Consider the following 15105-nt stretch of genomic DNA (forward strand, 5'->3'; position numbering starts at 1 on the left):
GTGATACAATTGAAGACAAAGAGGATGCATCCAGATGGAAAATCATACATTCTTACTCGGAGGAACACATTGAGGCTTTTAACACTGACTGAATATTGCTTATTGATCTTTTTTACAGGCTTTTATCTTGCCGTAACTGGCTTTACCGCCAAAGATATCGGCTTATATATCGGGATCGCCCTGATTTATATCTTCTCACATATCTTCTCTAAACGGTTATTAGAAAAACGCGGCAAAGAGAACAAGCAAGTGCACCTTTTCTTCAGTGTGCTTGCCATTATCGGTTCAGTATTTGTCACTGTATTATGCATTGCATTGGTCGCTTCTTTTTCCAATTAAAAAACGCCTGCTGTCCAAAGGCCAGCAAGGCGTTTTTATTTGGTTTGGCGCATTTCATTAAACGGGAAAAATACAAACTTCGACGTACCCACAATCCGATCTTCCGCAATCAGTCCGAGGCCATTTCTGCTGTCCATGGAGTTTAGCCGGTTATCCCCCATGACGAAATATTTGCCTTTCGGTACTTTCACCGGGCCAAAGTCGCCTGTAAGACTGACACCAAGCTTTTCTGCCTCTTTTTTGTTTTTAGACAAATAAGGCTCGGCAACTTTTTTTCCGTTTATATAAAGCGTGTCATCCTTCATTTCCACGGTTTCTCCAGGCTTACCGATCAATCGTTTGACGTAATGGATTTTTGAAGTCTCACCATTGATGATGACGATATCTCCCCGCTCCAGGTCACCGATATAGTGTACCGTTTTATTGACAAACAGTCTTTCGCCGTCATGTAAAGTGGGGTACATAGATGAACCTTCGACTAAATACGGTTCAAATAGGAAGTGGCGGATAATGAGTGCCAGCAGGACAGCAATGACAATTGCTTTTCCCCATTCCCAATACGTATTGGTTTTTTTCTTCCCCGCTTTTTCAGTTTTTGTTTGATTTTCTTCGGTCAAAGTGTTTCCTCCTAGACGATTGCTATGTCAGTTGTTTCCCTTCTTTTACTTTATCATAATTTATTATAAAATACATAACTTAACCGCGCTGCCGCGAGAAGATAGAGAAAAAGCGTCCTTTAGTAACAGGACGCTTTTTTCCTTATTTTTCAGTTACAGGTTTTTTCACGATACCTAGGATCATCGCCATAATCACAGCACCAATTACAATACTTAATAAGTAAAGGAGCGGATGGTTTGTAATAAAGGCTACGAATATGCCTCCGTGAGGTGCAGGAAGGGTTACACGGAAGAATTCAGTTAATCCGCCGGCAACCGCTGCACCGACCACAGCCGCTGGAATGACGCGAAGCGGATCAGCCGCAGCAAACGGGATTGCGCCTTCTGTTACGAAAGCCGCACCCATGAAGTAGCATGTAATACCTGCTTCACGGTCACGCTGAGAGAACTTGTTTCTGAAAATTGTTGTTGCAAGTGCGATACCTAATGGAGGAACCATACCTCCGGCCATGATCGCTGCATGAGGCGCATAGTTGCCTGCATCAATCATCGCGATACCGAACGTGAAGGCTGCTTTATTAAGCGGACCGCCCATGTCGATCGCCATCATACCGCCTAAAATAATACCCATTAACACCAAGTTTCCAGTACCAAGGCTTTGAAGCCAGTCTGTTAAGAAATTCATGAATGCTGCTACAGGTGTATTGATTACAAATTGCATTAATACGCCAGTGATAAAAATACCAAACAGCGGATAAATCAATACAGGCTTCAATCCATCAAGTGACTGAGGGATAAACACAAATACTTTTTTCAATAAAATCACGACATAACCAGCAAGGAATCCGGCAATCAAACCGCCTAAGAATCCAGCATTCGCTTGAGTGGCCATAAACCCGCCGACCATACCAGGAGCAAATCCCGGACGATCTGCAATACTCATCGCGATAAAGCCGGCCAGAACTGCAACAATCAGTTTTAATGCGTTGTCGCCGCCGATAAAGTTCAATGCTGCAGCAAACGTATTGTAGCTAGGATCATTCGGATCTGAAGAATGGATACCCCAGAAGAATGAAATTGCAACGAGTATACCGCCGCCCACTACGAATGGAAGCATGTTGCTGACACCGCTCATAAGGTGCTTATAAAACGCGTTTCCAATGCCGCCAGATTTGGCTTTTGGTTCATTTTCATCACTTTGTGCAGAAGAACCGCCGCCGCTGCCTTGATAAATCGGTGCGTCTTGGTTCACCGCTTTTTCGATAAGCTCTTGCGGACGTCTGATACCTGCCGTTACTGGAACCTGAAGCACGCGTTTGCCTTTAAAGCGCTCCATTTCAACCTGCTTGTCCGCTGCGACAATGATTGCAGGTGCATCTTCAATTTCTTGAGCAGTTAGCTTGTGCTTAATACCGCTTGAACCATTTGTTTCAACCTTAATCTCAACACCAAGCTCTTTCGCTTTTTCTTTAAGGGCATCCGCTGCCATGAAAGTATGGGCGATACCTGTCGGACAAGCTGTAACCGCTAGGATTTTACCTTTTCCGGCTGGTGCTGGTGCCGTTTCTTCTTCTTCTTCCTCTTCGTCATCATCTTTATCATGCTGATTGATAATGTCAATAATCGCGTCTTCTGATTCAGCTTCTAGCAGCTGTTTGCGAATTTCTTCACGCATTAACAGCGTAGACAGTCTTGACAGTGCTTCAAGGTGAGTGTTGTTTGCACCTTCAGTCGCTGCAATCATGAAGACCAAGTGTGCCGGCTGGCCGTCTAGTGATTCATAATCGACACCGTCTTTTGAACGCCCAAACGCAATCGCCGGGTTGATAACGCTTGCCGTTTTCGCATGCGGAATAGCGATTCCTTCACCGATACCCGTTGAACTTTGGCTTTCACGATTTAAAATGGCTTCTTTGTAGGCTTGTCTGTCATTTAATTTTCCAGCCTTATCAAGAACTGTGACCATTTCGTCAATAACGTTTTCTTTTTCTTTGCTTTCAATATTAAGCTTTATCGTATGCTTCGTTAAAAGCTCAGTTATTTTCACTTTTGTTTCCTCCTCTATAGACGTGTGACCTTAACTTCAGGAAGAAGCTGCTGGACAAATTCTTCTGTACCAAGTTCCTCAGAAAACGCGGTAGCGCTGCCTGATGTAACTCCTAAGCGGAATGCCTCTTCAAGCGGCAGCTGCTTGGAAACACCAGCAAGAAAACCTGCAACGACAGAATCTCCTGCTCCGACTGAGTTTACCAATTTCCCCTTTGGTACATTTGCAAAGTAAACGGCATCCTTCGTAAACAGAAGCGCTCCGTCACCGGCCATGGATACGATTACATGCTCAGCGCCTTGTTCTACAAGCTTTTTCCCATAAGGAACAGCTTCTTCAACAGATGAAATTGTCGTTCCGAACATTTCACCAAGCTCGTGATGGTTCGGCTTCATCAAAAACGGTTTCATTTCTGTTGCTTTCATAAGCGCTTCGCCAGAGATATCTAACACAACACGTGCGTTCTGCTGTTTGCAGGCCTCTGCGATTTTTTCATAGGTATTTTGAGGCAGTGAAGATGGAATGCTTCCAGCAAGAACGACAATATCCCCCTCCTGCAAAGATGTAAACTGTTCTAAAAAGGCATTGAAATCTTCGTCTGAAATCGTTGGTCCCTGACCGTTAATTTCCGTTTCATCACCAGTTTTCAATTTTACATTGATGCGGGTATCTTCTTTTACTTCAGAAAAAGCTGTTTCCAAGTTTTCTTCGCGCAAAAATGTTTTGATATATTCTCCGGTAAATCCGCCGACAAATCCGAGCGCTTTAGACTGAACATGATGTCTTTTCAGCAGTCTCGATACGTTGATGCCTTTTCCCCCTGGATACTTTGTATCGTATGCGGAACGGTTCAGGCCTCCTACAGTAAAATCTTCAACGTGAACAATATAATCGACAGATGGATTAAGTGTTACAGTATAAATCATGGTTTCACTACCTTTACGACAGTTTTTTCTTGGTAATTATCGAATGTAAGCTCTTCAGCGTCAGTCGTAATGATTGTTGCGTCGCCTATGCCGGCAAATGCCGAAAATGAAATTTCTCCAAATTTCGAAGGGTCCGCTAAGACGTAAGCGTGTTTTGCCTGTTTGACAGCCTTCGTTTTCAATAGGGCTTCATCAGGGTCAGGCGTTGTGAAGCCGGCCTCTGTATGCACACCGTTTGCCCCCAGAAAACTCTTATCGAATCTGTACTGATCCATGGCAATCAGTGAAGCGCCTCCGATAACCGCACCCGTTCTGTGCTTTACATATCCTCCAAGCAGATAAAAAGATATTTCTTTCCTTATCAATGCGTCGATGTGCATTACCCCGTTCGTGACCACAACGATATCTTTGCTTTTATCCATAAAATCAATCATGTGCAAAGTCGTTGTGCCCGCATCGAGATAAATGCAATCCCCTTCCTCCAAAAGTGAAGCGGCTTTTTCAGCAATCTTCAATTTGTCTTGAAGGTTTTTGGATGATTTTTCAAGCATATCAGGTTCAAGTCTGATATCGGAAAGCTTGGCAGCTCCCCCGTGAACACGCTTTAAAAAACCGCGTTCTTCAAGCGTCGATAAATCTCTTCTTATTGTAGATTCAGAAGCATTTGTAAGATTTATAAGCTCTTGAATCTTTACCACATCATGCTTTTCTATTTGATCAATAATCAACTGATATCTTTCAGGAGTTAGCATGCTTCACCTCCTAATGAAAACGTATTCATTTTGAATACAATTTCATTGTAAACGCTTTTTTTACAATAGGCAACTAAAATCATTCAAATTCATTCAATAACTATCAAAATCTTTCACGTTTCTCCATATTAACGTATGTATATAGGGTTTGTAAACTGTAAATTCGACAAAAATAAGGACAATTGTATGACTTTTTCTTCTTATCTTAATGTAAAAAGTCTTTTATATTCATAGTAAAAAGCATCAAACATAAAAAAACCTCATGCATATGCATGAGGTTACTCGTAACGCAGCGCTTCAATCGGATCGAGCTTGGCAGCTTTATTTGCAGGAAGCATTCCAAAGACAACGCCAATAAGCATACTGAACAGCACGCCTCCGCATACGACCTGCCAGGATACTAATGAAGGCCAGCCGGCAATGGCAGAAACCAGTGCGGCCCCTCCGTATCCGATCCCGATCCCAATCAGTCCGCCGATAAGCGTTAATACGACTGATTCGATTAAAAACTGGGTCAGAATTTGTCCTCTCGTCGCTCCGAGAGACTTCCGAATCCCAATTTCCCGCGTTCGCTCTGTCACTGACACGAGCATAATATTCATGACACCGATTCCGCCGACTAAAAGCGAAATGCCTGCAATTGAGCCGATAATCGTGGTCATGATTGTTGTGATCTTTCCAATTCCTGCTGCAATCTCTTCCATGTTCATGACTTGATATGAATCCTCAGTGCCATGATGGTCATTCACCAGCTGTACCGCTTCTTTTCCGATAGATTTTATATCATCAGCCGATTCGACCTGCAATGATACATTACTGAAGTCACTTGTACCGAAGGACGATTTCATCATATTAAACGGCACATACATTTCACTTAGTCCGAAAGACAGCAAACCTGTTTCCTTCTTCAGCACACCGATAATTTCAACAGGCTGTCCGTTTACCCAGACAACTTCACCGAGAGGAGAGGATTTATCAAACAGCTCTTCTGCCATTTTTTGCGATATAATGCCCGCCCTTTTTCCCGCAAGAAAGTCATTATCAGTAAAGGTTCTCCCGCTTTCTATTTCTAAGGAATTGACATTCATATATCCGTCGTTGATTCCGTTAATGGTTACATCGGTTTCTTCCTCATGATAACGCGCCTTCATGCTTTCAGAAGTCGATGCAACCACTTGTTTTATCCCTTCTATATCTTTTAATCCGCTAATATCGTTTTCTGTGAAAGTTGACTCCGTTACGGCGTTCGGATTGCTTGCAAGCTCTTCGTCACTCGGCATGTAGTATAGTTCCACCGTATTCCCCGGACCGCTGATGGACTGCTTAAGCATTTGCTCGCCGCCCTGTCCTACAGCAACGACAACAATAACAGAGCCAACACCAATTATGATTCCGAGCATCGTTAAAATGGAACGCATTTTATGTGCAAGAACAGAGCTCAAAGCCATTCTGACGTTTTCTAACAGACTCATTCCCCCACGCTCCTTTGTCCGGAGCCGGGAGGAACAATTTCTCCGTCTCGCACCATAATGACCCGGTTCGTGCAATCTGCAACTTCCGGCTCGTGGGTGACAAGTACAATCGTTGTTCCCTCGTCGTTTAACGCTGTAAATTGGTCCATAATCGCTGCACTTGTTTTCGTATCCAACGCGCCAGTCGGTTCATCCGCCAAAATTAATTTTGGTTCATTGACGATTGCCCTCGCAATGGCCACACGCTGCTTCTGTCCGCCGGATAACTCATTCGGCATATGAAGCATTCGATCGGCTAATCCAACCTTTTCTAAAGCTCTTTCGGCTCTCTCCTGGCGTTCTTTTTTTCCAATGCCGGAATAAATCATCGGCAGCTCGACATTTTTTTTAGCGTTCAGCCGCGGGAGAAGCTGGAATTGCTGAAAGACAAAACCGATGGATTTGTTGCGGACTGCTGCCAGTTCTTTGTCTTTATAAGATGAGATGTCTTCGCCGTCCAGCTTATATATACCGGAAGTCGGACGGTCTAGACAGCCGATAATATTCATAATCGTTGATTTTCCCGATCCTGACGGCCCCATGATCGAAACGTATTCCCCTTGATTGATGTTCAAATCAATCGCATGAAGAACATCAAACGTTTCTCTGCCGATCTGGTAGCTTTTTCGCACATTTGAAAGCTGAATCATTTATGCTTTCACTTCCGTTCCGTCAGCCAAATCATCAGCAGGATTTAAAATGACCTGATCATCCTTAGAAATTCCTTCTTTTATTTCCGTTACATCATCTGTTACTTCCCCGATTTTGACGTCGACTCGCTTGGCTTTACCGTCCTTTACTGTATACACATAATATTGATCATCTTCTTTTTTAACTGCCTTAGAAGGAAGCGTATTGGTTTTCCGCTTATCCGTTTCGATATTCATAATGAATTTAAAACCTGGCTTTCCTTCAGGAAGATCACCTTTTATTTTGACTTGAAGCGGGTATTGTACCGCCTGATCTGTGCCAGCTGCTGCTGCGGCGTTATCCTGCTGATCCGGCACTAGTCCGACAGCGGAAACTGTACCTTTCCATGTTTTATCCTGAATGACATCTGAAGTGAGTGTGACCTTTTGGCCTTTTTTGACTTTAAGTGTATCGTATTCAGACAATTTTCCTGAAACGACAAGGTCTTTAGGATTGCCGATATGTATGACGGGCTCTTGAATATCTGACTTTTTTGATGCCGCTTCCTGGTTGACAGAAATCACAGTGCCTTCGATCTCGCTTTTCACTTGAAGATCTGACACTTGATTGGCAAGCGACTGCCGCTGAAGCTCAGTTTGCTTTAATTCAATTTGAGCTGTTTTTTCCTGCATTTCAAGCTCTGTGCGCTCAGAGTCAACTTGTTTTTCTGCTTCTTTCTTTCCAAGCTGTTTTGTCAGTTCTTTTTCTTTACTGTCCAACGCTTGTAGCTTTTGTTGAATCTGATCGATTTGCAGCCGGTTCGATTCAGAGGTCAATTGATTCTGTTCTTTTTCCAGACTAAGCTGCTCATTTGTATAAGTGACTAACGGCGTACCCTTTTTAACTTTGTCGCCTTCCTTCACTTTAATGTCGTTCAAAGTTCCTTTATCGGCTTCATAAAACACATATTGTTCATTTGAAAATTTAAGTGTGCCTGGAACCATAACAGTTGACGATATCTTTTTTTCTTCTAGACTGCCCGTCTCGACCTTCTGGCCGGCGCTGCCGCTTGTCGGAGCGGCAGACCGGTAAATATTAATTCCTATAAAAAGAGCGACTAATACTGCAATCCCAATTCCAATCCAGACTTTTTTCATCTATTTATGCACCTGCCACAGAGTTTATCGCCCCTGAAATAAACGAAAATGCGACCAAAAGGACGAAAAGAATAATAACGGATATCCACCCTGCTTTTTTGGAAATGCCTCCCGTTTTGTGAAGACCGATCGCTAATAATACATAGCTCCAAATGCTGAAGATTTCAAATATATTTAATACATTGGCTAAAGGCATGTCTGAAGGAATAATTCCCGCAAGTGACGTCATGCTGTAAAGTGAACTTGCGTCAGTTGTGAAAGCAACAATTCCGTTGATCAATACTCCTAAGCTGCTGATTAAGGAGACAAACAGACCAAGAGAAAGCATTTTCTTATACGTCGTAACGCCTCCTGATATTTTCACACAGAGCCAATAAATGAGAGGAGCAATAAATAAAGCTGCAATTCCGCCGAGAATCGAACCAGCCATTGCTCCAAATTTGGTAATGGCTGCAACAGTTGAAATCTGCTCAGGCGATAAACCTTCAATATCCTTCGCTTTAAGTAGCTCGCTATAATCCGTTCCGAGACCCTGCAATACAGCACCAACTATGATGATTGCCGCAACAATCAAGAGCGGGCCCCATACCACCGGCCTTTCTCTTATTCTCTCAAATTGAGTTCCAGGACTTGTGATCACTCCAAAAAGGGATGGCTTTTCAGTTGACACTCCGCCGTTTTTTTCTACATTTGCTTCCATATATAAAACCTCCTTGAACATATCTAGCTGATAATACGAAAGGACCTAAAAAAAGTTTCATATTTTTTTAAAAATACCCTAATCATTCAAAGGGCCTTCAGATTTTCAAACTGAAGGCTTTTATTCGGCAGCTATGCTGTATTGCGCTTTCACCAGTCCTGCATAAATACCTCCTTTCGCAAGCAGCTGTTCGTGACTGCCCTCTTCCATTTTCCTGCCGTGATCAAGAACGATGATATGGTCGGCGTCGCGGATCGTGGACAGTCTATGGGCAATCATGACGGCTGTACGGCCTTTCAGCAAAGTTTTTAAAGCCTGCTGGATTTTGACCTCTGTCTCTGTATCAATGCTTGCCGTGGCTTCGTCAAGAATGATAATAGCAGGATCTGCGAGCAGCGCCCTTGCGAAGGAAATGAGCTGGCGCTGACCGGCGGATAGTACGCTGCCCCTTTCTTCCACTTCTGTTTCGTATCCTTCTGCTAAACCAGAAATAAACTCATCCGCTCCGACTGCTTGAGCAGCTTTTATCACTTCTTCGTCTGACGCATCCGGCCTTCCGAAACGAATATTTTCCATAATCGTTCCGGAGAAAATAAACGTGTCTTGAAGCACAATGCTGATTTGAGAACGTAAACTGGCAATGGACAGGTCTTTTATCGGAATGCCGTCTATTTTAATGGTTCCTCCTGTTGCATCATAAAATCGGCTTATTAAATTGGCAATCGTTGTTTTCCCGCTCCCCGTGTGTCCGACAAGTGCAAGTGTCGAGCCTGCAGGAATGGAAAAGGAAACGGCATGAAGCGCCTTTCGTTTTTCATCATAAGAAAATTCAACCTCTTCAAAGCTGATATGGCCTTTCATATTTTTCTTGTGAATGGCATCCCGCTTTTCCTTGACGTTCGGCTGTTCGTCTAAAAACTCGAAAATCCGCTCTGACGAGGCCATCCCCATTAACAATTGGTTATAAACCTGGCCTAATCTTGAAATAGGCTCCCAAAACATGCCTAAATAGAAGGCGAAAGATACGAAGATACCTATTGTAATGGTTTGGTTCATGATGAGTGTGGCGCCATACCATATTAATACAGCCGTTCCTATCGCATTTGTCATTTCTACCAGCGGACGGAACACAGCATTTTTTCTTGTTGCTTCCCGCCATGATTGATAGTTCTCCTGATTGACTCCGTCAAAATACGCCATGTTTTCTTGTTCCTGCGTGAAAGCCTGCGTTACGCGGATACCTTGTATGCTTTCGTTTAAATGGGAGTTCAGCTTTGATTGCTTCAGACGCACCGTTTGCCATGAACGGCGGATTTTTTTTCTAAGACTTGTTGAAATAAAAAACATAATCGGCAGAGTCACCATGATGGCTATGGTCAGTTCAGGACTCAGCGTAAATAAAATGATGACGACTCCCGCCAAAAGCAATAAATCTGTTAATAAGTTAATCACGCCGCTTGTGAAAAGCTCTTGAAGGGAGTTAATATCATTCATAATTCTGACGAGAATAGACCCTGCCGATCTCTGATCAAAAAATCGGTGGGACAAGCGCTGCACATGGGTAAATAAATGCTGACGCAAATCGTAAATGACATGCTGGCCAAGCTGGTTCATCCATCTGATCCTTAGCATATTGGCTGCATAATTAACAGCGTATAAAACGCTGATCAAAATAATCAGCTGCATCAGCAATTCCGAATTCTTTGCTGTAATGGCTTGATCGAGAACATAAACACCGATCAGAATGGGAATGACAAGCTTCACAGCAGTCCCAATCAAAACGGTGAGAAAAGAAAGCGGCAGAATATTTTTTCGGTACGGTTTGACATAGCTTAACAGCCGCCACATTTGAGCCCAGTTAAACGGTTTTTCAATGATTTCATCTGAAGAATAATAGAAACGCTCCAAAATCCCCTGTTTTTTTGCTTGTTTCATATGTTCCTCCCTATCCGACCTGATGCGGCTCATTTATCATATTGGCATCCCGGTATTGCAAATCGTATATCTTTTTGTAATAGCCGTTCTCGGCAAGAAGCTCATGATGATTGCCTCTTTCACGAATGCTACCTTTATCGAAGACAAGAATTTCATCTGCGTGTTTCAGTGAAGAAATGCGGTGAGCGATGATAAAGGTTGTGCGGTTTTTCATGACTTCTTTTAACGCAAGCTGTATGCTGTGCTCAGTTTGCATATCTACTGCACTTGTGGCGTCATCTAATATTAAAATGCTCGGGTTTAAACAGATGGCTCTGGCAATAGCAATGCGCTGCTTCTGGCCTCCTGAAAGCCCCAGCCCCCTTTCTCCAAGCATGGTGTCATATCCGTCAGGCAGTTCCATAATAAAATCGTGAGCCTGAGCTCTTTTTGCCGCATTTATAATGTCATCCATCGAAGCATCCGGCTTCCCGTATGAAATATTTGATCGAATAGTAGATGAAAATAGGAATGATTCTTGAAGTACAACTCCAATATTTGAGCGAAGGGTTTTTAATGAATAATCTGTGATAGGTTTATGATCAATCGTAATGATTCCGCCTGCAGGGCTGTAAAATCTAGTGAGGAGCTGTGTGACTGAGCTTTTTCCAGATCCCGTAGGGCCCAAAAGTCCGATCATCTTTCCGCTTTTTGCTTCAAAGCTTACATCGGAAAGCGCGTTCGTTTGTTCATTTCTGTATGTGAGAGTTACATCTTTGAATGAGACATCTCCGGTTAACTTTGGCTGATGTAAAGCATGAACGTGGCCTTTGATGTCTTCCTCTTCATCAAGAATGTCTAACAGACGCTCTCCTGAGGCTTTTGCCTGAGAAAACATATTAATCACAAAACCTAAGTTCATGATTGGCCACATCATATAATTGACCAGACTGAAGAAAGCGACAAGCTCACCCGGATTCAGCTGATTTTGCATGACCAAATAGCCGCCGTATGAAAGAAGAGCCACAATACAAATATTGCCGATAAACTCCATCAGCGGAAAATACGCAGACCAGATGGATGACGTTTGTAAATATTTTGTTCTGTAGGCCGCATTTGCCTTATTAAAGGCGCTGATTTGAAAATCTTCTCTTGATAGTGACTTCACTGTGTTGATGCCGCTGATATTTTCCTGCACCTTTGTATTGAGTTTCGCAAACGATTTTCTGATGCCTCGGAAGGCGGGGTGTACTCTTTTGTCAAACTGATATACCGCGACCGCCAGAAAAGGCAAAGCAGCGATTGTTACCAGCGTAAGAGGAACCGAATAGTAAAACATGACCGATAAGCTGATCGCAACCAGCAAGCCGAATCGAATAAACTCAGCAAGCCCGTAGGATAAAAAAAACCTGAGCCCTTCAACATCGGCTGTCAGCCTGGACATCAAATCACCTGTTTTTGCGTTGTCATAGTAAGAAAAAGAAAGCCTCTGCAGTTTTGCATACAGGCCATTTCTCAGCCGGTAAACAGATTTGATGCCAAACATATCACCTAAATACTGATGAAAAAAAGTGGCGGTTCCTTTTACAGCCATAACCGCAATAAATCCCAGACTGACCCATGCTGCAAGCTGATACTGCCTCCCCAGTACGATCTCATCGATCGTAATTTGCAGAATGATCGGATAAACGACCGTAATGGCTGTCATCAAAAGCATCGCCAGAAGCGACCACATAAACACCTTTCTGTACGGCCAATAAAATGATTTTAATCTTTTAAATGTCTCCATACCCAGCACCCTTCCAGTTTTTTCACCCTTACTATATTGATTCCCGAAATAAATTTCTATCTTATTTCGAAAATTCAATCTAATGATGGAGATGGTCTCTTACTTTATATGGTGGGACTTATGTAAAATAAACGCTTACAGAAAATCATTGTATGCAGGATGATCAGCAAGATATGCAAAAAACGGAGAGATATGGCTTTTAACGCAAAAACCGGACGGCTTTATCGCCGTCCGGTTTTCATCCCCCGCTGACAGGAGGAATAACAGCCACCGTGTCACCGGAAGATACTGAGGTATTTTCTTTGACGTAGTTTTCATTTACAGCAATCATAGCCGTATCAATTGATTCAAGTCCGTATTGTTCCTTTAATACCGCTTTTATATCATCGGTTGTTGCTTGTTCCATATCAATTTCAAGCGTTGACGTGCCGGCCTTTTCAGCAAGTCCCGCAAACAAAAGAATGTTAATCATGCTGCTTTCCCTCACTTACATCTGGTTTTCCATTCGGATAAGCTGTTGTCTCAAGCTGGTCACCGATCCATTGCTCTCCGTCTTCCCAAATTTCTTTTTTCCAAATAGGCACAATCTGTTTAATGCGTTCAATTGCATACTCATTGGCTTCATAAGCGGCTTTTCGATGGGGAGAAGACACAGCGATGACAACTGCCGCTTCGCCGATATCCAGTACACCGATCCGATGTGTGATAGCAGCCGAAGCCCCTTTCCATTTCTCTTCTATTTCAGCCCCGATTTGGGCCAGCATCTGCACAGCCATCGGTTCATAAGCCTCATATTCCAGCCGGATTGTTTTTTTTCCGTTTGTCCACTCCCGAACTGTCCCGATAAACGTGGTAATAGCTCCGGCTTCCCGTTTCTCTACTTTTTTTATGATATCTTCAGTAATGATGGGTGTTTTCGTAATCTCAAACCGTCCCATTACACAGATTCCCCCTTCAGCTGTGAAAGCACAAAATCAACTGCCGCTGGATCATCCGCGTGAAAAACGGGTAATCCTTGGTGTGCAGCCATTTGTTCTTTTTCTCTGTATATAATTGCGATGATATTTACTGCCTGCAGTTTAGCCAGATCATTCTTATCTCGTACTATTACTACTTTAGGATAAGGAGCTTTTTTAAAGCCTTCTATGAGCAGGCAATCCATATCGAGAAAGCGATATAACTCGATCAGCTGCGGGAGATCCCATTTACGGCGGGCCGTAAGCTGTAAAACACCCGCTCCTTCTACTGCTGTTACATCAGCTCCCGCAGCTTGGTAACGGTCAGTGTCTTTTCCTTCAGTGAATGCTTCCGGTTCACCGCCATGACCGTGATGCTTCAGGCAGCCTGCATGCAGTCCCTGTAGTGCGGTTTTTTTAAGAATACGCTCTATCAGCGTTGTTTTTCCGCTGTTTTGGAATCCTACAACTTGGACGATCGGGAAAGGACGGACCAAGGCCACTCACTTCCATTCTCTTCTCTGATCAGCAGCACGTGGACCGTTCTGCCTGATTCGTAACCTCTCGTACCGCCCGGCAGGATGATAAACGCATTCGCTTCTGCAAGTGAAGTGACAGAGCTTGACTTATCTAATCCAACGGGAGCCGCTAACAGCTTTCCTTCCTGATGGTGTACATAAGCACGTACAAATCGGGTAAAAGGATTCGGCTTCGGAAAGTCCTTAGTCAAAACAGCTTCTGCGCAAATTGGATGCGGTTTATCATGAAGCAGCCATGACCGGATCATCGGTTTTACAAACAGTTCAAAACCGACATAGCATGCCGACGGGTTACCTGACAGCCCAAATAGCAGCATATCGTTTGCATGAGCCACAGTCGTTACACTTCCCGGGCGCATAGCAACTTTATTAAAGAGCACATCAGCTCCGAGCCTTTCATAGATTGCAGGCAAAAAGTCAAAGTCACCCACTGACACGCCGCCTGTTGTGATTAGAAAATCAACCTTTTCCATTGCTTCCTCAACCGCAGCAAAGCTTTGATCAAGATCATCGGAGATTTTCCCTAAGTAAAGAGGTGAAGCGCCCGCTTCGATAACTTGTGCATATACCATACTGGCGTTGCTGTTACGGATTTTCCCCGGCTCCAGCGGGTCACTGACATTCAGCAATTCAGTGCCGGTAGCAATAATCCCGACAACAGGCTTTCTCACGACAGGCACAGAAGCGTATCCAAAGGTTGCCAGAAGAGCTGTTACCCCCGGGGTAATTCGCGTGCCCTTTCTGACTAAAACGCTCCCTTTTTGAGCATCTTCACCTGTTTTTGAAATATTGTCCCCTGGCTGGAAGCGGCGTTTTAAAGACATAAACGGCTGACCATTCTCTTCAAAGGTTTGAGTCAGCTCAATCATGACCACGGCATCCGCGCCTTTTGGAATTTGCGCACCTGTCATGATCCGCACTGCCTGAAACGCAGCAAGTTCTTTCTCAGATACAGCTCCCGCTCCGATGTGGTCAATGACCTCAAAGCGGACAGGGTGCTCGCGTGAAGCTTCAGCCGTATCACATGCTCTGACAGCAAAACCGTCATATGGCGAACGGTCAAATGCAGGCACATGGTGATCTGCCGTTACATCTTCAGCTAAAAATCGGTGAAGGCTGTTTTCAAGCGCCACCCATTCTGTTTCCCCTCGTTTTTGAAATCGGCTGACACGCCGAACAGCTTCATCTACCGGTATCGGTGTTCTTTTCTCCAGCATTCTGAACCCTC

15 protein-coding genes are annotated in these 15105 nt (G+C 43.8%); 1 reads left to right on the forward strand and 14 read right to left on the reverse strand.

The genetic code is table 11. The features are described from left to right. Positions 1–69 precede the first annotated feature (69 nt). Positions 70–339, forward strand: coding sequence for a hypothetical protein (locus M1D69_RS13215; protein ID WP_010334087.1), 270 nt, complete (start codon positions 70–72; stop codon positions 337–339). 35 nt (positions 340–374) lie between these two features. Here the strand turns inward: M1D69_RS13215 and sipT are convergent, their stop codons facing one another. The 14 genes from sipT to M1D69_RS13285 all read right to left on the reverse strand — a co-directional run bounded on the left by sipT (position 375) and on the right by M1D69_RS13285 (position 15094). Further along, on the reverse strand, positions 375–956 hold the full coding sequence (gene sipT, locus M1D69_RS13220; protein WP_044156035.1) for a signal peptidase I sipT: 582 nt from the start codon (positions 954–956) through the stop codon (positions 375–377). A gap of 142 nt (positions 957–1098) precedes the next feature. After that, positions 1099–3003, reverse strand: coding sequence for a PTS fructose transporter subunit IIABC (locus tag M1D69_RS13225; RefSeq protein ID WP_044156037.1), 1905 nt, complete (start codon positions 3001–3003; stop codon positions 1099–1101). A 14-nt stretch (positions 3004–3017) separates the two neighbouring features. Beyond that, positions 3018–3929 (reverse strand): 1-phosphofructokinase, encoded by a 912-nt coding sequence (gene pfkB, locus M1D69_RS13230; protein WP_193660469.1) that lies wholly within the window; start codon positions 3927–3929, stop codon positions 3018–3020. Continuing rightward, complete coding sequence (locus M1D69_RS13235; RefSeq protein WP_044156039.1) at positions 3926–4681, reverse strand: DeoR/GlpR family DNA-binding transcription regulator; 756 nt, start codon at positions 4679–4681, stop codon at positions 3926–3928. Before M1D69_RS13235 ends, pfkB begins: the two co-directional genes overlap by 4 nt. 278 nt (positions 4682–4959) lie before the next feature. Next, positions 4960–6153 (reverse strand): sporulation-delaying-protein transporter subunit SkiZ, encoded by a 1194-nt coding sequence (gene skiZ / locus M1D69_RS13240; protein WP_458105845.1) that lies wholly within the window; start codon positions 6151–6153, stop codon positions 4960–4962. After that, a complete protein-coding gene (locus M1D69_RS13245) occupies positions 6150–6842 on the reverse strand; it encodes an ABC transporter ATP-binding protein (RefSeq protein WP_458105844.1) in 693 nt (230 codons plus the stop codon). The genes skiZ and M1D69_RS13245 overlap by 4 nt, the downstream gene beginning before the upstream one ends. Next, complete coding sequence (locus M1D69_RS13250) at positions 6843–7979, reverse strand: efflux RND transporter periplasmic adaptor subunit (RefSeq protein ID WP_458105843.1); 1137 nt, start codon at positions 7977–7979, stop codon at positions 6843–6845. 4 nt (positions 7980–7983) lie between these two features. Continuing rightward, positions 7984–8679: a toxin SDP protection protein YknW gene (gene yknW, locus M1D69_RS13255; protein WP_458105842.1), complete on the reverse strand. Its 696-nt coding sequence runs from the start codon at positions 8677–8679 to the stop codon at positions 7984–7986. Positions 8680–8799: 120 nt separating this feature from the next. Beyond that, on the reverse strand, positions 8800–10614 hold the full coding sequence (locus M1D69_RS13260) for an ABC transporter ATP-binding protein (protein ID WP_458105841.1): 1815 nt from the start codon (positions 10612–10614) through the stop codon (positions 8800–8802). A gap of 10 nt (positions 10615–10624) precedes the next feature. Then, positions 10625–12382, reverse strand: a complete 1758-nt coding sequence (locus M1D69_RS13265; protein ID WP_458105840.1) for an ABC transporter ATP-binding protein — start codon at positions 12380–12382, stop codon at positions 10625–10627. A gap of 238 nt (positions 12383–12620) precedes the next feature. Continuing rightward, entirely contained in the window at positions 12621–12854 is a 234-nt protein-coding gene (gene moaD / locus M1D69_RS13270) for a molybdopterin converting factor subunit 1 (protein ID WP_044156050.1), read from the reverse strand. Then, positions 12847–13320 carry a molybdenum cofactor biosynthesis protein MoaE gene (locus M1D69_RS13275; protein WP_458105839.1) on the reverse strand — a complete coding sequence of 158 codons (474 nt, stop codon included), beginning with the start codon at positions 13318–13320 and terminating at the stop codon, positions 12847–12849. The genes moaD and M1D69_RS13275 overlap by 8 nt, the downstream gene beginning before the upstream one ends. After that, positions 13320–13841 (reverse strand): molybdopterin-guanine dinucleotide biosynthesis protein B, encoded by a 522-nt coding sequence (gene mobB / locus M1D69_RS13280; protein ID WP_458105838.1) that lies wholly within the window; start codon positions 13839–13841, stop codon positions 13320–13322. The genes M1D69_RS13275 and mobB overlap by 1 nt, the downstream gene beginning before the upstream one ends. Further along, complete coding sequence (locus M1D69_RS13285) at positions 13802–15094, reverse strand: molybdopterin molybdotransferase MoeA (RefSeq protein ID WP_202852477.1); 1293 nt, start codon at positions 15092–15094, stop codon at positions 13802–13804. The genes mobB and M1D69_RS13285 overlap by 40 nt, the downstream gene beginning before the upstream one ends. Positions 15095–15105 lie beyond the last annotated feature (11 nt).

It is taken from the genome of Bacillus sp. PK3-037, assembly GCF_054161355.1.

Coding starts and splice junctions, on each gene's coding strand:
- pfkB (WP_193660469.1), bottom strand. CDS start 3,929: ATGATTTATACTGTAACACTTAATCCATCTGTCGATTATATTGTTCAC.
- M1D69_RS13235 (WP_044156039.1), bottom strand. CDS start 4,681: ATGCTAACTCCTGAAAGATATCAGTTGATTATTGATCAAATAGAAAAG.
- skiZ (WP_458105845.1), bottom strand. CDS start 6,153: ATGAGTCTGTTAGAAAACGTCAGAATGGCTTTGAGCTCTGTTCTTGCA.
- M1D69_RS13245 (WP_458105844.1), bottom strand. CDS start 6,842: ATGATTCAGCTTTCAAATGTGCGAAAAAGCTACCAGATCGGCAGAGAA.
- M1D69_RS13250 (WP_458105843.1), bottom strand. CDS start 7,979: ATGAAAAAAGTCTGGATTGGAATTGGGATTGCAGTATTAGTCGCTCTT.
- yknW (WP_458105842.1), bottom strand. CDS start 8,679: ATGGAAGCAAATGTAGAAAAAAACGGCGGAGTGTCAACTGAAAAGCCA.
- M1D69_RS13260 (WP_458105841.1), bottom strand. CDS start 10,614: ATGAAACAAGCAAAAAAACAGGGGATTTTGGAGCGTTTCTATTATTCT.
- M1D69_RS13265 (WP_458105840.1), bottom strand. CDS start 12,382: ATGGAGACATTTAAAAGATTAAAATCATTTTATTGGCCGTACAGAAAG.
- moaD (WP_044156050.1), bottom strand. CDS start 12,854: ATGATTAACATTCTTTTGTTTGCGGGACTTGCTGAAAAGGCCGGCACG.
- M1D69_RS13275 (WP_458105839.1), bottom strand. CDS start 13,320: ATGGGACGGTTTGAGATTACGAAAACACCCATCATTACTGAAGATATC.
- M1D69_RS13285 (WP_202852477.1), bottom strand. CDS start 15,094: ATGCTGGAGAAAAGAACACCGATACCGGTAGATGAAGCTGTTCGGCGT.